Raw genomic sequence first — 18417 nt, 5'->3', positions numbered from 1 at the left:
CTTATCGTTTTGAAAGCTCTTCTTGCAATAACTTGTTAACCACACCTGGGTTTGCTTGTCCACGAGTTGCTTTCATAATTTGTCCAACAAGGAAACCAACTGCACGGTCTTTTCCGTTTTTAAAGTCATCAATTGATTGTTGGTTGTTGTCTAAAACTTCGTTAATCATTGGTAATAATTGCGCTGGATCAGATAATTGAACCAAACCTTTTGCTTCGACAACTTCTTTAGCGTCTCCACCGTTTTCAATTAACTCTTTGAACACTTTCTTCGCAATTTTCGAGCTGATTGTGCCATCGTTAATCAAAGTAATCATACCCGCTAGATTTTCTGGTGTTAGTTTAGTATCGGCTAATTCAACTTTTTCACTGTTTAAGTAAGCAGAAACTTCGCCCATTAACCAGTTTGATGCTTGTTTCGCATCTGCACCGTTTGCTAAAGTTGCTTCAAAGAAATCTGACATTTCTTTCGTTAAAGTTAAGACCATTGCGTCGTATTCAGGTAACCCTAATTCACTGATATAACGGGCACGACGTGAGGCTGGCATTTCTGGCAAACTAGCGCGAACTTTTTCAATCCATTCATCATCAATTGAAAAACGAGGAACATCTGGCTCTGGGAAGTAACGGTAGTCACTTGAGCCTTCTTTAACACGCATAAGCAACGTTGTACTAGTTGCTTCATCAAAGCGGCGTGTTTCTTGTTGAATTTCGCCACCAGATAATAGGACTTTGGCCTGGCGTTTTTCTTCATAAGCTAAACCTTTTTTTACAAAGTTCATAGAGTTCAAGTTCTTTAATTCCGCTTTAGTACCAAATTCTTCTTGACCATACGGACGTAAAGAAATATTGGCATCACAACGCATAGAACCTTCTTCCATTTTCACATCAGAAACTTCTGTAAATTGGATAATTGAACGCAACGCTTCTAAATAAGCATACGCTTCTTCTGGTGAGCGCATGTCTGCTTCAGAAACGATTTCAATTAAAGGCGTACCTTGACGATTCAAGTCTACATAAGAATAGCCATCTGTGCCGTGAATATTTTTCCCAGCATCTTCTTCTAAATGCACCCGTTCAATGCGAATTTTTTTCTTTTTGCCTTCGACTTCAATTTCAATCCAACCATCATGTCCGATTGGTTGATCAAATTGAGAAATTTGGTATGCTTTCGGGTTATCTGGGTAAAAATAGTTTTTACGGTCAAAATGTGTTTCTTTTGAAATTTCACAGTTCAAGGCAAGTGCTGCTTTCATGCCAAATTCTAAGGCACCTTTATTCATGACAGGCAAAACACCTGGGTAACTCCAGTCAACCACATTTGTGTTGCTATTTGGTTCTGCTCCGAAATGCGCTGGCGCAGAGGAGAAAATTTTAGAGTTGGTTTTCAATTCTACGTGGACTTCTAATCCAATGACAGTTTCAAAGTTCATTAATCGTTCCCCCCTAAAATGACTGGTTTTTTCGTATGGAAATCTGTCGCTTGTTCAAAAGCATAGGCTGCTTTATACATTGTATGTTCGTCAAAATGTTTTCCAATAATTTGTAAACCAACTGGCAAGCCTTCTGAGAAGCCTGCTGGAATGGACATGCCTGGTAGTCCTGCTAAGTTGACAGGAATGGTTAAAATATCATTCATATACATTGTGATTGGATCATTGATGTTTTCCCCTAGACCAAAGGCAACTGTTGGTGTGGATGGGCCAATGATTAAGTCATAATCCGCAAAGACATTCTCAAAATCTTGTTTGATTAGTGTACGGACTTGACCAGCCTTTTTAAAGTGCGCATCATAATAACCAGCACTTAAAGAGAAGGTTCCTAACATAATCCGACGTTTAACTTCTGTTCCGAAACCTTCAGAACGTGAATTAACATAGACATCTTCTAAGTTTTGTACATTGTCTGAACGGTACCCGTAACGAATGCCATCAAAGCGTTGTAAGTTTGAACTTGCTTCTGAAGAGGCAATAATATAATAAACCGCTACGCCGTACTTAGAATGTGGCAAACTAACTTCTTCCACCGTTGCTCCTAAAGATTTAAATGTTTCTGCTGCTTTTAATACCGCTTCACGAACATCAGGTTGTACCCCTTCACCTAAGTATTCTTTTGGTAAAGCAATTTTCATGCCTTTGATGTCGCCAGTTAAATCTGCCGTAAAATCAGGAACAGAAACGCCTGCAGAAGTGCCGTCTTTTTCGTCATAACCACTAATTGCATTTAAAGCTAAGGCATTGTCTTTAACATTTCGTGTCAATGGACCAATTTGGTCTAAACTTGAAGCAAAAGCAATCAAGCCAAAACGAGACACACGTCCATAAGTTGGCTTCAAGCCCACAATACCGTTGAATGCGGCTGGTTGGCGGATACTGCCACCTGTATCGCTCCCTAAAGAAACTGGGACTTGTCCGGCTGCGACAGCAGAAGCTGAACCACCAGAAGAACCACCAGGGACTTTGGTTTGATCCCAAGCATTTTTTGTTTTCTTGAAGTAAGACGTTTCCGTACTTCCACCCATGGCAAATTCATCCATGTTCAATTTTCCGACTGGAATCATATCCGCTTGATAGACTTTATCCATCACGGTCGCATCATAAATTGGGTCAAAATTGTGTAACATTTTTGAGCCAGCTGTTGTTAAAATATCTTTTGTGACAATGTTGTCTTTAATCCCAATTGGAATCCCAGCTAATGGATTACTTTCAGTGATGCCTTTTAAGTCAATCGCTTTGGCTAATGCCATTGCTTTTTCTTCACTAACTGTGATAAAAGAACCTAGTTGTTCTTCTGTATCTTGAATACGATTTAATGTTTCTTCGGTTAAATCAACTGCTGTGATTTCTTTTGAAACCAATAAATCATGTAACTCTGTTAACGATTTGTCGTATAATTTTTCCATTAGGCTCCTGCCTCCCCGTTATCCATAATTGCAGGCACTTTAATGTAACCATTCTCTGATTCCGGAACATTCCGCATTAATTCTTTACGGTCCATTCCTGGTGTCGCTACGTCTTCACGCATGACATTGATTGATTCATTCACATTTGAAGTAAAAGGAACCCCTGTTGTATCTACTTCTTCTAGTAATTCCACCATATCAATAATTTTATCTAGTTGATTGGTAAAGTCCGCTAATTCTTCTTCGGAGAAAGATAATTTTGATAATTTAGCGACATGTTTGACTTGTTCTTCTGTAATTGCCATAGATACCCTTCTTTCTATCATTTACTGAAATTTTCATTTTCAGATTAATCAATTGGATTGTATTTCTTTAAACAGCTTAGCACAGCTGTTCACTCTGTTCCTATTCTACCATAAAATGGTCGGATATTTTAGATGAAACCTTGAATTTCATTGATAATTTGTCGCTCGCAAAAATGACGGAAATATGTTATTATGAAAATGAAAAGAGAGATATGCAGGAACATACCTTTCTAATAGCCACTACTAGTTATAAGAACTAGCGGCTTACTGAGTTATTGGTTTTATTTCAAACGCTTAACCGTTCAGCTCCTCAAAGCTTATGAACGGTTATTTTTGTTGTCTAAGACAAGCGCTAAGATACCGAAGATAATGGTCACAACAAGTGTTGCAAAACCAATCATCAGTCCTAGCGCTGCTTCAACGGACAAAAACATTGCTCCTTTCGTTAAAGTAAGAAGAATTGCGCATAAGCATCAACCTCCTTTCTCAACTCAGAAATTCCTCGTTCATATAACTTTTATGACTAAAATAAGCATACCATCAAATTACTACATAAAATCTGACAACGTTAATTTTTCTTCTTAAAAATGACTTGCATCTAACGCATCGACCATTTCTTGTTCATTCCAAACGCTCACGCCTAAGCTTTCAGCTTTGGTTAATTTACTGCCTGCATCTTCGCCAGCAACCACAATGTCAGTTTTTTTCGAAACACTCCCTGTAACTTTTCCACCAAGATTTTCAATTTTTTCTTTGGCTTCTTCGCGAGTGTACTGCGTTAATTTTCCTGTTAAAACAACTGTTTTGTCTTTGAAAGGTGACTCCACTTCTGCTAATTGTTCTGTCCGGAGACCTTTATATGTCAAGTTCACTTGGGCTTTTTCCAGTTCAGCCATTAATTCATGAACTTCCTCATTTTCAAAATACGTCACAACGCTGTCTGCGATTGTTTCGCCAATTGAATCCAAAGCCACAATTTCTTCCGCAGTTGCACGACTTAAGGTTGGTAAATCACCAAAATGCTCCGCTAAAATTTTCGCCGCTTTCGCCCCCACATGGCGAATTCCTAAGCCAAAAATCAAACGTTCGACAGAGTTTTCTTTACTCCCTTGAATGGCAGTGTAAATGTTGTTTGCTGATTTTTCTTTGATTTTATCCAAAGTCATTAATTGTTCTTCTGTTAAGAAATACAGATCCGCTACGTCTTTCACTAATCCTTTGTCATACATTTGTGCTAACACTCGTGGCCCCAAGCCATCAATGTTCATTGCGTTTCGTGAGACAAAGTGATTCAGCCCTTCTTTAATTTGCGCAGGGCATTTTGGATTAATACAACGTAACGCCACTTCCTCATCTAAATGCACCAACTCACTATGACAAATTGGACAATGTGTCGGCATTTCATAAGGCTGACTATCGGCTGCACGTTTTTCAACTAGGACTTGCGCTACTTCTGGGATAATATCGCCGGCTTTGTAAATAATAACATGATCATTTAAACGGATATCTTTCATTTGAATAAAATCTGCATTATGCAAACTTGCCCGACTAACCGTGGTTCCCGCGACTCGTACAGGAGCCATGACCGCAGTAGGAGTGACCACTCCCGTGCGCCCAATTGTCCATTCAATATCTTCCACTACTGTCTCTGCTTCTTCTGGTGGAAATTTGTAGGCAATCGCCCAGCGAGGTGCTTTGACAGTGAAACCTAATTCATCTTGCAACACAAATTCGTTCACTTTAATCACAATTCCATCGATTTCGTATGGCAAAGTGCTCCGCTTTTCATGGTATTCTTCAATGTAGGCCCAAACTTCATCGATTGACTGACATAATTGCCGTTCGGGATTGGTTCTAAAACCAATTGCAGAAAGCTCTTCTAATGCCTCAAACTGCGTCTTCGCTTTCATTGGTCCAAAGTCAGCAACTGTGTATAAAAACGTATTTAAGTTCCGTTTTGCCACAATTTTTGTGTCTAATTGGCGCAAGCTTCCCGCCGCTGCATTCCGAGGATTGGCAAAAATATCTTGGCCATTTTCTTCACGTTCTTCATTCAACGCGACAAAGGATTGTTTAGGCATGTAGCACTCGCCACGAACTTCCACTGAAATGGGCTCCGTTAAACGCATCGGTACAGAGCGAACCGTTCGTAAGTTCTCTGTAATGTTTTCACCAACCGTTCCATCGCCTCGTGTTGCTCCGCGTACAAACACCCCGTTTTCATAACGTAATGAAATTGCTAACCCATCAATTTTCAACTCGCAACAGTAAGCAACGGGTTTACCAATCGCCTTACGAACACGTTCATCAAAAGCAAAAATGTCTTCCTTGCTAAACCCATCATTTAAACTATACATTGGAATGTCATGCGGAGCTTTTTCAAAACCAGATAAAACTTTGCCACCTACACGTTGTGTCGGCGAATCTGGCGTGATTAAATCAGGAAACTCCGTTTCAATATCGACTAACTCTTTATACAAACGATCGTAAACATAATCTTCTACGGATGGTTGATCTTTGACATAATATTCATGGGAATATTGATTGAGTTGTTTTCTTAATTCTTGCGCACGAGTTGTCGCCGCCGTTAATGTTAATGGTTGTTGTTCCATCGTAGAACTCCTCCTCATAAGTGTAATGCTCTTATCGTCTTTTTAACACATTTACACTAAGATAGAAAATAAAAAGAATTTATCTAATGATGATTTCTCATTAAATCGCTGACCTATTTTGCATGTTAAATTTTTTCAATTGGTGCAAATGCCGCTAACAACCGTTTTATGCCTTTTTCTGGGAAAGCAATGTCCAACTCTAAGTCTTTGGCCGAACCGCCTACACGAACGACTGTACCAACGCCCCATGCTTTATGTTGGACCTTATCACCTGCTTGCCAAGAAACTTTTTCGCCACCACTTGCCACTTTGTTGCTAACTGATTTTGTAGCTGGCTGTGTATAAGCTGGTTTACTTGCGCTGGGCTTGAATACTTTAGGATCAAAGGTGCGCGCTGGAGCTTTCTGTAAATTGGCCGCCGCCCCTTGTTTCATTAAACGCTCCGCCTCAATTTCTTCTAAAAAGCGACTTGGTCGATTATATTGCGTGCGACCATATAATGTTCTCGAATAAGCATTCGTTAAGAACAGGGCTTCTTCCGCTCGTGTGATACCAACATAAGCCAAGCGCCGTTCTTCTTCCAGTTCACTTTCTTCTAGCATGGCACGTGATAATGGGAAAACCCCTTCTTCTAAGCCCATTAAAAAGACCACTGGAAATTCCAGCCCTTTGGCCGCATGCAACGTCATTAAGGTTACTTGTGAAGAGCTCTCTTCTAAATTATCTAAATCAGAAACCAAGGCTAAATCTGTTAAAAAATCCGCTAATTTTGTTTCTTCGCCATTTGGATCGTCGTTATTTTGCGCTTCAAAACGTTTATCAAATTCTTGTGTCACAGATAAAAATTCGTCCAAGTTTTCTAAGCGAGCTTGAGACTCTAAATTATTTTGCGCCATCAAAGCTTCCCGATAACCACTACGTTGTAAAGTTTCTTTCACCAATTCTGTAATCGTTAAATAGGGCACTGTTTTCGTTAAGTCTTGAATCATCATGCCAAAATTACCAAGCTCTTTACCCGCTTTTCCTGAAATATTTGCCAAATCAACATTTTGGGCAGCTTCCAGCAAAGCCCAACCATGCGTATCCGCAAATAGTCGTAATTTTTCAATTGAACTTTTACCGATTCCTCGTTTTGGTTCATTGACAATTCGTTCAAAACTAATCGAATCATCTGGATTGGCAATCAAACTTAAATAAGCCAAAATATCTTTAATTTCTTTACGGTCGTAGAATTTATGTCCGCCCACCATGGTATACGGAATATTAGATTTCAAGAGCATTTCTTCCACTACACGGGATTGGGCATTGGTCCGATATAATACCGCAAAATCACCATAAATTCGGTCATTTTCCCGCATTTCTTTTTGGATTTGGCTCACAATAAATTGTGTTTCATCCCGTTCTGTGTCCCCGCGATAATAGACAATTTTTTCACCGTCTATATTTTCTGTCCACAGTTCTTTCTCGCGGCGGTTACGGTTATTTTTGATGACATCATTCGCAGCCGCCAAAATGTTTTTGGTGGATCGATAATTTTGTTCTAGCAAAATTACACTGGCATCTGGATAATCTTTTTCAAAATCCAAGATATTTTGCATATCCGCCCCGCGCCAACCATAGATACTTTGGTCGGCATCACCTACGACACACAGATTTTTGAAACGTGCAGCCAATAAATTGACTAAGGTATATTGTGCATGATTGGTATCTTGGTATTCATCCACATGAATATAGTGAAATTTATTTTGGTAGAACGCCAACGTATCTGGTTGTTCATTGAATAAACGAATCGTATTCATAATCAAATCATCAAAATCCATACATTGGTTTTTGCGTAATTCTTTTTGATAGGCTTCATAGCATTTTGCGACAATTTCTTCATATAAGGAACCTTGCATTTCAGCAACTTTTTCAGGCGTTTGTAATTCATTTTTGGCATTGCTAATCGTACCTAAAATTGAGCGAGGATCATATTTTTTTGAATCAATATTTAAGTCGTTTAAGATGCGTTTCATTAATGTTTTTTGTTCCGATGGGTCAATAATTGTAAAATTACGGTTGTAACCAATCTGATCCACATCACGACGTAAAATTCTTACACACATGGAGTGAAAAGTGGAGACCCATACATCTTCGCCACCCGTTTCCAGTAATTTATTTACACGCTCTTTCATTTCTTTAGCAGCTTTATTGGTAAACGTAATCGCCAAAATATTCCATGGATTTACTTCTTTTTCCTCAATTAGATAGGCAATTCGGTGTGTTAAAACCCGCGTTTTTCCACTACCAGCACCAGCCATGACTAACAGTGGTCCTTCTGTATGCAAAACGGCTTCTTCTTGTCGAGGATTCATTCCCTGAACCAAGGCATGTTTTTGTGTCATATTAAACGTCCTCTCTCTTTTTTCAATCTTATACAGTATACCAAAAATCCCTTTGAAGTTCTTTAGAAAAGAACAAAAAATCTTTTTCTTTTTATATGAAATTTTCTTGTAAATCAAGTCAAACCGCAGTACATTAGTAAGTAGTGATGGAGGCTAGAAATGAAATGAATAATGATGTACATGAAATTAAACAATTAGATGGTACCCGAATCGGCTTTATCCTTAAAGGCATCGTCGTCGGAATCCTGGTCGGCTTTGTTGTCAGCTTATTTCGCTTAGGCATTGAAAAAATTGGCGAACAAGTCGTGCATCTGTATCAAACGTTTCACGAAAAACCCTTTTGGATGATTCCTTGGTTCTTATTTTCTCTCGTGCTTGCTTATTTATTAGGACGACTGATCAAAAGCGAACCAGCAATTAAAGGCAGTGGCATTCCCCAAGTGGAAGGACAACTTCAAAGTCAATTAGAAATTCACTGGTTTCCAGTGCTTTGGAAAAAATTTATCGGTGGGATCTTAGCGATTAGTCCTGGGCTATTTTTGGGACGTGAAGGTCCTTCAATTCAACTAGGTGCAGTGGTTGGACAAGGCTATAGTCAATGGCGGCAAAGCACCAAGTCTGAAGAAAAAATTTTAATCAGTAGTGGTGCCAGTGCTGGTTTAGCCGCCGCTTTTAATGCACCAATCGCAGGACTTTTATTTGTTCTAGAAGAGGTTCACCATTCCTTTTCACCTTTAGTTTGGTTAACCTCTTTTTCTGCGGCCATTTCCGCTAACTTTGTTTCTTTGCATTTCTTCGGATTGCAACCAGTTCTTTATATTGGTCCGGTTAAATCTTTGCCTTTAGAGTACTATTGGACATTAGTCCTGCTGGGCGTTTTGCTAGGATTATTAGGTTGGATATATCAAAAAACATTGTTGTCCTTACCAAAAGTATATGGAAAAATCAAAGGCCTTTCTTCTAATTATTATGGTTTTGTTCCTTTTATTTTGATTTTACCGATTGGTTATTTCTTTCCACATTTACTTGGCGGTGGGAATCAAATTGTTTTAGCTTTAGGCAATCAACCGGCCACGATTTGGGCTTTAGTCGGCTTACTGGTTTTACGTTTTGTTTTTTCAATGGTTTCTTACGGTTCGAATCTCCCTGGTGGTATTTTCTTGCCTATTCTAACTTTAGGTGCCATTATCGGAACATTGTATGGTAGTCTACTTGTCCAATACGTAGGGATGGATCCAATTTTTGTGAAAAACTTTTTAATTTTTTCCATGGCTGGTTATTTTACTGCGATTGGTAAAGCACCGTTAACAGCGATTATTTTAGTAACAGAAATGGTCGGCAATTTTTCTCATTTAATGTCTTTAGGGGTTGTCGCTTTAGTTAGTTATATTACCATCGATAGTCTTGGCGGTAAGCCAATTTATGAAAGCTTATTAGAACGTTTGGTTCCTTCTAAAGTAAGTAATATTCGTGGCCACAAAACGATTATCGAATTACCTATCACTGCAGAAAGTTCCTTAGATGATACGATGGTACGTGATTTTGTCTGGCCTAAACAAATGTTGCTCACTTCCATTCGCCGTGGCGAATCGGAAATTTTAACACATGGTGATACTGTTATGCATGTTGGCGATGTGCTCATTATTTTGACCGATGAAAAACTCGCTTACCAAGTCAAAAAAGAGATTTATCAAAAAACTTTACCGAATGATTTAGTGAATTAAAGAAAGCTGCTGAACCTGAGTTCAGCAGCTTTCTTTTTTTATGACTGTTTTTTAATTTTTTTGAATGTTTTTGACCGTTTTAGATTGATTAGCGTTTTCATTTGTGCTATTATATCCATGAAATGAGGGATGAAAATGCTTACGGAAGAACGACATCAAAAAATTTTACAATTGTTAGATCAAAAATCAGTCGTCAAATCACAAGAACTTGCTAGCTTGTTCAATGCTTCCGAATCCACAATCCGCCGCGATTTACAAGAATTAGAAGACGCCAATTTGTTAGAACGCATTCATGGCGGCGCTAAGCGTATTCTTAATTTAGGCTTTGAACAAAACATGACGGAAAAATCAATCAAAAACACGCACGAAAAGCAAAAGATTGCTTCTTTAGCCGCTAGTTGTGTACAAGATGACGATATGATCTATTTAGATGCTGGTTCAACCACGCTAGAAATGATCCCTTTTTTAGTTGGGAAACAAATCCATGTAGTGACGAATTCCGTGCATCACGCTGCAAAACTTAGCGATATGGAAATTCCCACTATTATGCTTGGTGGTACTTTGAAGCTCTCCACTAAAGCAATCATTGGTGCCACTAGTATGGAACAGCTACAACATTTTCGTTTTAACAAAGCTTTTTTAGGAACTAACGGCGCACATTTAGAGTTTGGTTTAACAACGCCTGATCCCGAAGAAGCAGCGCTAAAAGCCTTGGCTATTCATCAAGCAGAAACAGCCTATGTTTTACTGGATCATACAAAATTTAATGAAGTAACGTTTACCAAAGTGGAAGAATTAGAGTCAGTTACTTTACTAACTGACTACTGCCCTGCTGAATCGCTTCAAGGATTCCAGCAAAAAACTATTTTAATGGAGGCAAACAAATGATTTACACAGTGACTTTAAACCCTTCTATCGACTTTATCGTTCATGTCGATCATCTACAAATTGGTGATTTAAATCGGATGACGAATGATTTTAAATTACCTGGCGGCAAAGGAATCAACGTTTCACGTATTTTAAAACGTATGGAGACAGAATCCACTGCCTTAGGTTTTTTAGGTGGTTTTACAGGCTCATTCATTGCCGATTGGTTGAAAAAAGAAGAAATCCAAACGAATTTCACTCCCGTGTCTGCTGATACACGAATCAACATTAAATTGAAATCAGATACTGAAACAGAAATTAACGGCTTAGGACCTGCTCTAACAAACGAAGAAATTCAAGAACTAAAACAAGCAGTTAGTCGTGTTCAGGCTGGTGATATTGTTGTTCTTTCAGGAAGTACACCTGCTTCTCTACGCAAAGGATTTTACGAAGAATTAATCCAAATTGTGAAGGAAAAAGGCGCAGAATTTGTTATTGATACGACAGGTGAAGATTTAATGAACGCTTTGTCACAAAAGCCTTTATTGGTCAAGCCAAATAATCATGAGTTGGCAGAATTATATCATACAACCTTTACAAGTGTTGAAGATATTTTACCTTATGGACATCGGTTACTAGAAGAAGGAGCGCAACACGTAATTATCTCAATGGCTGGTGATGGTGCATTACTTTTCACAACAGAAGGTGTTTATCGTTCCAACGTTTTAAAACGTCCACTGAAAAATTCTGTCGGCGCTGGCGACTCAATGATTGCTGGTTTTATTGGCAACTTTTCAAAAACACAAGATCCTTTAGAGGCTTTCAAATGGGGTGTCGCTTGCGGTAGCGCGACTGCATTTTCTGATGATTTAGCCTCAGAAGATTTTATCCAAGAACTTATCCACGAAGTAACAATTGAAAAAATTTCAGAATAAATCCACTAAGGGAGGAAAATAGAGTGAACATTAATGATTTATTAATAAAAGATGTCATGATTATGGTTTTACAAGCTACTGATAAAAAAGGCGCGATTGATGAAATGGTCCAAAAATTATACGATGGTGGCCGCATCTCTGACATTGACACTTACAAAGAAGGAATTTTAAAACGCGAAGCACAAACATCGACTGGTTTAGGCGACGGCATCGCTATGCCTCACGCAAAAAATAGTGCCGTAAAAGAACCGACAGTTCTTTTCGCTAAAAGTAAAAAAGGTGTTGATTATGAAGCACTAGATGGACAACCTACTTATCTATTCTTCATGATTGCTGCTCCAGAAGGCGCCAATGATACACATCTCCAAGCGCTTGCGGCCCTTTCTCGATTACTTATCGACCCAGAATTTGTTGGCAAATTGAAAGAAGCGGAAACTCCAGAAGCAGTACAAGCACTTTTCCAAGCAGCGGAAGATCAAAAAGAAGCGGAAGAAAAAGCAGAACAAGAACAAACAACGCCAGCACCAGAAAGCAATCGTAAATATATTATTGCTGTGACTGCTTGTCCTACAGGAATTGCTCATACTTACATGGCCGAAGATGCACTGAAGAAAAAAGCAAAAGAAATGGGCGTAGACATTAAAGTAGAAACAAACGGTTCAGAAGGAATTAAAAATCGTTTAACTGCTGAAGATATTGCTCGTGCTGATGGCGTGATTGTTGCAGCCGATAAAAAAGTAGAAATGAATCGATTTGATGGTAAAAAATTAGTCAATCGTCCCGTCAGTGATGGAATTCGTAAAACCGAAGAACTAATTAACTTAGCCATTAGTGGTGAAGCTCCTACTTTCCATGGCAGTGACTCGGCTGCAAGCGACCAAGAGGATTCAGCGGAAGGTTCAATCGGTTCTCGTATCTATAAAGATTTAATGAATGGTGTTTCTCATATGTTACCTTTCGTTATTGGTGGCGGAATTGCCATTGCTCTTTCCTTTATGATTGATCAATTTATCGGAGTTCCTCAAGATCAATTAGCCAACTTAGGTAATTACAATGACGTAGCTAGCTGGTTTAACCAAATTGGTGGCGCAGCATTTGGCTTTATGTTACCTGTCTTAGCTGGTTTTATTGCTTCTAGTATTGGGGATCGTCCAGGCTTAGTTGCTGGTTTCGCGGCTGGTGCATTAGCAAATGCTGGCGGAGCTGGATTCCTTGGGGCCCTAATCGGTGGTTTCTTAGCTGGTTATGTAGTGGTTCTTTTACGTAAAGTCTTCAAAGGCTTGCCAAAATCATTAGATGGAATTAAAACCATTTTATTCTATCCAGTTTTTGGTTTGATTATTACGGGCTTATTAATGTTAGTCATTAACATCCCGATGAAAGCAATTAATGATGCGTTAAATCATTTCCTACTTGGTTTAGATGGCACAAATGCTGCTTTACTTGGTGCCTTATTAGCTGGTATGATGGCCATCGACTTAGGTGGACCAGTTAACAAAGCTGCTTATGTTTTCGGTACAGCTACGTTAGCAAGTACTGTTGCAGAAGGTGGCAGCGTGGTCATGGCTTCTGTAATGGCTGGCGGAATGGTTCCTCCATTAGCAATTTTCGTAGCAACTCGTTTATTTAAAAATAAATTTACAAAAGATCAACAAGATGCCGGCTTAACCAATATTGTAATGGGACTTTCTTTTGTCACTGAAGGGGCAATTCCTTTTGCAGCAGCTGACCCATTACGTGTGATTCCAAGTTTCGTGGTAGGTTCTGCCTTTACTGGTGCGTTGGTTGGTGCGTTTGGTATCAAATTATTGGCACCACATGGAGGAATCTTCGTCGTCTTCCTATTAAGTAATCCATTACTATATCTATTGTTCATCTTAATTGGGGCGATTATTTCAGGAATTGTCTACGGACTTTTGAAAAAACCTGTCGAAGTACCTGCTTAAAAAAACAGCAAAAAAGCGATTCAACCATGGTTGAATCGCTTTTTTATTATTTTCTCTTCATCGCATAATTTTCTAAATACTCAGGATTCCCTTTGCTTCTGATATACGTATACACGCCCATCACAAAGGCCCCAAGGGTATTGGTAAATAAATCCCCCATCGTATCCATTAAAGCAGCACGCCCAATAAATGGTTGGCCGTTGGACATATTATAGCGTTGTAAGTTCATGTTCCCTAGTGAATCGCAGATAAATTCCCAGAATTCCCAGAAGACGCCACAAAGCCCTGCAAATGCAAACCCAAATAATAAAAATAACCACGGGGAAACATCGGCGTACTTCGTTTTCTTCAATAGGAAACCAGCAATACCATAACCAACAGCAGTTAACAGCATCGGACTAACAAAGTGTAAAATTTTATCCCAGAACGAAATGATTGAAATCATATGCAACGAGGTTCCTAGGAATACTGAAATAAATAAGAAAAACCAGTAAAAATAAACGATGGTCGGTGGCATAATAATTTTTAAAAATTTATTGACAAGATCTGGTAAAAAGATCAGCCCAATTCCAAGTAAACATTCGATAACAAACGTCACACCTTGTTTTGTTGAATACTTAGCCGTAAAAAATTCCCAGAGATTGTACGTCAAGCATAAGATGCCAAACACCACTAATCCATATTTAATTTTCGAATAATTTTTATCCATTTTGACACACCCTTTCAAAAGTTATTTTATATGAAAAAAACTGTAGATGAAAGACACCTTCCATCTACAGTTTTAGAAAACTCTATCGAATGAAGAGCTTATTAAAAATGTTTATTTTTCAACAGCTGTTTCAGTAATTGTTTCAACCGCACGTTTCATACGAATATCGTGTTCTAACATGTCGTTGTTTAATACTTTACGTACTTGCGCTTCAGGCATGTTGTATTGTTCTGCTAAATCTTTCACTTCAGCATCGATGTCTTCTTGTGTTACTTCGATGTTTTCAGCTTTGGCAACTGCTTCAATCACTAAGTTTGTTTTTGTGCGTGTTTCTGCTTCGCCTTCAAATTGTTTGTGTAAATCTTCTTCTGTAGAACCAGTTAATTGGTAGTACATTTCAGGAGAAATTCCTTGGCGTTGCATGTTGTTTAAGAATTCATCCATTGAACGGTGAACTTCGTCGTGAACCATTACGTGTGGTAATTCAACGATTTCAGCATTTTCAACAGCTAAACGAATTGCTTCTTCGTCTTTTGCTTCTTCAGCTGCTGCTTCTTTTGCTTCTGTCAATTCTTTACGGAATTTTTCTTTTAATTCGTCTAATGATTCTACTGAATCGTCAACGTCTTTTGCAAATTCATCATCCAATTCTGGTAATTCTTTTGCTTTTACTTCATGAACAGTTACTTTGAAAACTGCTTCTTTACCAGCTAAATCTTCTGCTTGGTAATCTTCAGGGAAAGTAACGTTTACTTCTACTTCTTCGCCAGCTTTTTTGCCAACTAATTGGTCTTCAAAGCCTGGAATAAATGAATTAGAACCTAATTCTAATGAGTAATTTTCGCCTTTGCCGCCTTCAAATGCTTCGTCGCCTAAGAAGCCTTCAAAGTCGATAACTACAGTGTCGCCATTTTCAGCAGCGGCATCTTCTTTGATTACTAATTCAGCTTGAGATTCTTGTTCGCGTTTCAAACGTGCTTCCACGTCTTCATCTGTTACTTCACGGTCTTGTTTAGACACTGTTAAGTTTTTGTATTCGCCTAATTTTACTTCAGGTTTTACAGTTACTTCAGCAGTGATAACCCAGTCTTCCCCTTTATTCATGCTTTCAACATCAATTTTTGGTTGTGCTACTGGTTCAATTCCTGCTTCTAATACAGCCGCTTCATATGCTTCTGGTAAAACAGCGTTTAACGCATCTTCGTATAACGCTTCTTCTCCATACATACGGTTAAAAACAGTACGTGATACTTTTCCTTTACGGAAACCAGGTACGTTTAAGTTTTTTTTCACTTTATTGAACGCTTGCGTTAATCCTTTTTCGATTACTGCTTGTTCGATTGAAAAAGTTAATACACCATCATTAGTGCCTTTTTTTTCCCATTTCGCAGACATTTGTTTCCCTCCGAATAACATTTAATTTTATACATCAAACTTTATTTATGCATACCTTTAAATAGTACACTATCCCTAGGAAAATGTAAATATTTTAAGTGCTAAGAAGTGAAAGAAAGACTCGATTTTTAGCAAACTATCAGTTTTTTAATTTTTTCGGATTAAAAAAGCATAGAATTTCGAGAAATTTCCTTCTTAAAACACTAAAAGATTGTGAACAAAATATCTTGTTCACCATCGGATGTAATCGCTTTACTTTATGAATGGCCCATTATAGAATGTATGTACTCAATATTTACACATTATATATTTTCGTCATTATACATATAATATCAAAAAAGGAGAGGATGGTTTTGAATAAGTTCGTATGGGGAATCTTTTCTTGCATCATATCATGGCTTTTTTTATCGCTGACTCAACCTTTGATAGCTCATTCTGAAACACTGAACCCTACAACTCACGCCTCTACTTTTAGTGAAACATTTACTTCAGTTTCAACAGAACAACAAACAACTCAAGCAACCGATATCGTGGAACAAGAAACCGAGCAAACCCATGCTTCCTCTGAAAACGATGAACCTATGGCACCTACGCCAGCTAGTGTTTCTGTTGGTAATAGCACCTTAAAAAGTACCTTAAGCACGGGAACGTATAACCAAGATATTATCACACTTTCGTATGAATACAGTGTGACACTTATCGGCTTAGCAATTAATGATCGACCGATTATTGCTATTCAACTTCCTACAGAAATTTCAAGCCAGTTAGATAACGACACTCTAAAGCAACAAGATTTTCTGACTCTTTTAACAGGGACTGTCAGTTATCCAGGAACAGCCACTCAAGATATTCACAGTTCAACTAACGGCGTCAGCCTCTCTTATAGTAGCACTTATCATTCTGTTTATCTGACTTTTCCAAGTAGCACCTTGGTGTTACTTCCCGGAACCAAATGGTCTGCCGCCATTTCGTTTGATGTGGGCGCACTTTATAAACGAGGAATTTCAATCCCTCCTGCTCTTAACGGCAAAGACTATCCGATTCGAGGAACCTTTACAGATGTCGGCACTGGATTAGGTGCAATTAATATTATTATTGGGAACAATACAAAAACAGGCGTAATTAGCAAAGCTCAACTTAGTTTAGGTAATTACCCCGTTCCTCAAGTCACACCAGCCAAACTAACTCAACCAAATCATCTGGACACTACTGTAACAGGGACCATTCAACAAGTACAAGACCCAAACTATAACTACTCTGTTCAATTAACCTTGAACCGCCATGATGGCACCACTACCCCCATTGTGGTGAAAGGGATTTCTGTCGATGCAGCCGGAAATTTCTCGACATCGTTAGCTTCACCATTAGAATATGGCGACACGCTCTCTACAATTGTCTTTGCTCGTTCCAAAACGTCAACCGACTATATTCAAAGCAGCCCCTCAGCTGACCAAAGTGTCAATTGGTCAATCCAACCAGTCACAAACGTAGTCGCCAATGCCGGCTCAACTCAACTTTCAGGTAAAGCTTCTCAAGTATCTAACGGAACCTATCAAGTTAAAGTACAAATAAATGGTGGTTCTATTTACACAACGTCCTTAGATTCCAATGGCCATTTTCAATTTGCTAATTTACCCACTTTCCAAGGAGGAGAAACGGTCAGCTTGTGGGTCCAAGGGCTCAGCAATCGCACTGGCCTGCCTTTGCTAACCAGTTCTACTGTTTCTCAAACAGTTGCTTATTCTGTGCCTCAACTAACGGTCACGCAAATCATTGAGCGGAAAAATGCACAAGGGCTCTGGGAAGCTGCAAACTCTGTCGTAAGTGGTCAAATCATTCGTTTTACGTTAACCACACGTTTAACCAATCAACCAGCAACGTGGATGAATCAACAATTACGAGCAACGGTGCCTAAAGGACTGTCCCAACTTTCAGCTGCTACATTAACAAAACAATCAGCAGCAGGTTTAAGTACGCCAATAGCTGGGCTTCAACTTTTAACTGATAGTTCCACTGGTTTGCCGTATTGGAGTTATCACAATTCGCTGCCAGCAGATAATTTTACAGAAGCCAATACACAATTCACCTTACAATATACAGCAACGGTTACAGAAGAATGGATAAACCAATTTCTTTTATTTTCTAGCACGGTTACTGGCAATGATGGTGGCGGAACGCCAATTACGCCAATCACTAAGGAACAGTCTTTACCTACCAAAAACGGTACCCTCCGTTTTGTGCAGATGCCAACTACAGTTTCCTTTAAAAATTTACCTTTTCCCAGCAAACGAACTATATACTCACCATCGACCATAAGCGCTCCTTTCCTCATTGCCGATGGTCGAGTTGCAAAAACACCATGGCATTTGTTGGTAAGAGAGAGTCAGCCCATGCATTCAACTTCTACAAATAAAACGATCCAGCAAGCTTTCATTTATCGAAAAAATGGCAGTGATTTTCCTCTCTCCTCTTTAGCAACCGAAGTTTATCAATACACCGCAACGGACGATAACAATGTAGAAATTCCTTGGAACCAACAAAATGGACTTTTTTTAAGCGTTGCTCCTGACCTTAATTTAACGGTCAAAGAATCTTACACTGCCGAATTACAATGGATTCTTTCTGATACACCCCTCTAA

The 18417-nt window shown here is 38.8% G+C and carries 14 protein-coding genes; 6 read left to right on the top strand and 8 right to left on the bottom strand.

Features of this window, described 5'->3' with window-relative positions; translation table 11 throughout:
- Position 1: 1 nt before the first annotated feature.
- The 4 genes from gatB to KQI94_RS16495 form a co-directional block, all read right to left on the bottom strand.
- On the bottom strand, positions 2 to 1432 hold the full coding sequence (gene gatB / locus KQI94_RS03830) for an Asp-tRNA(Asn)/Glu-tRNA(Gln) amidotransferase subunit GatB (protein ID WP_002358703.1): 1431 nt from the start codon (positions 1430 to 1432) through the stop codon (positions 2 to 4).
- Positions 1432 to 2901: an Asp-tRNA(Asn)/Glu-tRNA(Gln) amidotransferase subunit GatA gene (gene gatA / locus KQI94_RS03825; RefSeq protein WP_002358701.1), complete on the bottom strand. Its 1470-nt coding sequence runs from the start codon at positions 2899 to 2901 to the stop codon at positions 1432 to 1434. Before gatA ends, gatB begins: the two co-directional genes overlap by 1 nt.
- Positions 2901 to 3206, bottom strand: a complete 306-nt coding sequence (gene gatC / locus KQI94_RS03820; RefSeq protein WP_002355569.1) for an Asp-tRNA(Asn)/Glu-tRNA(Gln) amidotransferase subunit GatC — start codon at positions 3204 to 3206, stop codon at positions 2901 to 2903. The genes gatA and gatC overlap by 1 nt, the downstream gene beginning before the upstream one ends.
- Positions 3207 to 3523: 317 nt before the next feature.
- The gene (locus KQI94_RS16495) at positions 3524 to 3640 is read right to left on the bottom strand and encodes a putative holin-like toxin (RefSeq protein WP_002355568.1); all 117 of its coding nucleotides are present in this window, start codon (positions 3638 to 3640) and stop codon (positions 3524 to 3526) included.
- Here KQI94_RS16495 and KQI94_RS16760 point away from each other — a divergent pair.
- Positions 3603 to 3791 carry a hypothetical protein gene (locus KQI94_RS16760; protein WP_336447689.1) on the top strand — a complete coding sequence of 63 codons (189 nt, stop codon included), beginning with the start codon at positions 3603 to 3605 and terminating at the stop codon, positions 3789 to 3791. The genes KQI94_RS16495 and KQI94_RS16760 overlap by 38 nt on opposite strands.
- Here KQI94_RS16760 and ligA read toward each other — a convergent pair.
- The gene (ligA, locus tag KQI94_RS03815) at positions 3788 to 5818 is read right to left on the bottom strand and encodes an NAD-dependent DNA ligase LigA (RefSeq protein ID WP_002384934.1); all 2031 of its coding nucleotides are present in this window, start codon (positions 5816 to 5818) and stop codon (positions 3788 to 3790) included. The two genes, KQI94_RS16760 and ligA, sit on opposite strands and share 4 nt — an antisense overlap.
- A gap of 125 nt (positions 5819 to 5943) precedes the next feature.
- Entirely contained in the window at positions 5944 to 8202 is a 2259-nt protein-coding gene (pcrA, locus tag KQI94_RS03810) for a DNA helicase PcrA (protein WP_002363179.1), read from the bottom strand.
- A 164-nt stretch (positions 8203 to 8366) separates the two neighbouring features.
- Between pcrA and KQI94_RS03805 the strand changes: the two genes are divergently transcribed.
- The 4 genes from KQI94_RS03805 (at position 8367) to KQI94_RS03790 (ending at position 13674) form a co-directional block, all read left to right on the top strand.
- On the top strand, positions 8367 to 9926 hold the full coding sequence (locus KQI94_RS03805; protein WP_002388522.1) for a ClC family H(+)/Cl(-) exchange transporter: 1560 nt from the start codon (positions 8367 to 8369) through the stop codon (positions 9924 to 9926).
- Between the two features lie 135 nt (positions 9927 to 10061).
- Positions 10062 to 10814, top strand: a complete 753-nt coding sequence (locus tag KQI94_RS03800) for a DeoR/GlpR family DNA-binding transcription regulator (protein ID WP_002388523.1) — start codon at positions 10062 to 10064, stop codon at positions 10812 to 10814.
- Positions 10811 to 11728 (top strand): 1-phosphofructokinase, encoded by a 918-nt coding sequence (pfkB, locus tag KQI94_RS03795; protein ID WP_002363177.1) that lies wholly within the window; start codon positions 10811 to 10813, stop codon positions 11726 to 11728. Before KQI94_RS03800 ends, pfkB begins: the two co-directional genes overlap by 4 nt.
- A 23-nt stretch (positions 11729 to 11751) precedes the next feature.
- Complete coding sequence (locus tag KQI94_RS03790) at positions 11752 to 13674, top strand: fructose-specific PTS transporter subunit EIIC (protein WP_115357844.1); 1923 nt, start codon at positions 11752 to 11754, stop codon at positions 13672 to 13674.
- A gap of 46 nt (positions 13675 to 13720) precedes the next feature.
- Here the strand turns inward: KQI94_RS03790 and KQI94_RS03785 are convergent, their stop codons facing one another.
- Entirely contained in the window at positions 13721 to 14383 is a 663-nt protein-coding gene (locus KQI94_RS03785) for a hypothetical protein (RefSeq protein ID WP_002384931.1), read from the bottom strand.
- A 111-nt stretch (positions 14384 to 14494) separates the two neighbouring features.
- Complete coding sequence (tig, locus tag KQI94_RS03780; RefSeq protein WP_002355556.1) at positions 14495 to 15778, bottom strand: trigger factor; 1284 nt, start codon at positions 15776 to 15778, stop codon at positions 14495 to 14497.
- A gap of 263 nt (positions 15779 to 16041) precedes the next feature.
- On the opposite strand from tig, the gene KQI94_RS03775 reads away from it, so the two are divergent.
- The gene (locus tag KQI94_RS03775; protein WP_002384930.1) at positions 16042 to 18417 is read left to right on the top strand and encodes a hypothetical protein; all 2376 of its coding nucleotides are present in this window, start codon (positions 16042 to 16044) and stop codon (positions 18415 to 18417) included.

The sequence above is a fragment of the Enterococcus sp. S183_ASV_20 genome, assembly GCF_018919685.1.
GTDB lineage: Bacteria > Bacillota > Bacilli > Lactobacillales > Enterococcaceae > Enterococcus > Enterococcus faecalis.
The sequence above is the reverse complement of the archived record's forward strand: the minus strand, read 5'-3'. Positions and strand labels throughout refer to the sequence as shown.

What these genes read in the sequence shown, in the direction of transcription:
- KQI94_RS03800 (WP_002388523.1), top strand. Translation starts at nt 10,062, where the DNA reads ATGCTTACGGAAGAACGACATCAAAAAATTTTACAATTGTTAGATCAA.
- KQI94_RS03785 (WP_002384931.1), bottom strand. Translation starts at nt 14,383, where the DNA reads ATGGATAAAAATTATTCGAAAATTAAATATGGATTAGTGGTGTTTGGC.
- tig (WP_002355556.1), bottom strand. Translation starts at nt 15,778, where the DNA reads ATGTCTGCGAAATGGGAAAAAAAAGGCACTAATGATGGTGTATTAACT.
- ligA (WP_002384934.1), bottom strand. Translation starts at nt 5,818, where the DNA reads ATGGAACAACAACCATTAACATTAACGGCGGCGACAACTCGTGCGCAA.
- KQI94_RS16495 (WP_002355568.1), bottom strand. Translation starts at nt 3,640, where the DNA reads ATGTTTTTGTCCGTTGAAGCAGCGCTAGGACTGATGATTGGTTTTGCA.
- KQI94_RS03805 (WP_002388522.1), top strand. Translation starts at nt 8,367, where the DNA reads ATGAATAATGATGTACATGAAATTAAACAATTAGATGGTACCCGAATC.
- pfkB (WP_002363177.1), top strand. Translation starts at nt 10,811, where the DNA reads ATGATTTACACAGTGACTTTAAACCCTTCTATCGACTTTATCGTTCAT.
- gatC (WP_002355569.1), bottom strand. Translation starts at nt 3,206, where the DNA reads ATGGCAATTACAGAAGAACAAGTCAAACATGTCGCTAAATTATCAAAA.
- KQI94_RS03775 (WP_002384930.1), top strand. Translation starts at nt 16,042, where the DNA reads ATGGCCCATTATAGAATGTATGTACTCAATATTTACACATTATATATT.
- gatA (WP_002358701.1), bottom strand. Translation starts at nt 2,901, where the DNA reads ATGGAAAAATTATACGACAAATCGTTAACAGAGTTACATGATTTATTG.
- pcrA (WP_002363179.1), bottom strand. Translation starts at nt 8,202, where the DNA reads ATGACACAAAAACATGCCTTGGTTCAGGGAATGAATCCTCGACAAGAA.
- gatB (WP_002358703.1), bottom strand. Translation starts at nt 1,432, where the DNA reads ATGAACTTTGAAACTGTCATTGGATTAGAAGTCCACGTAGAATTGAAA.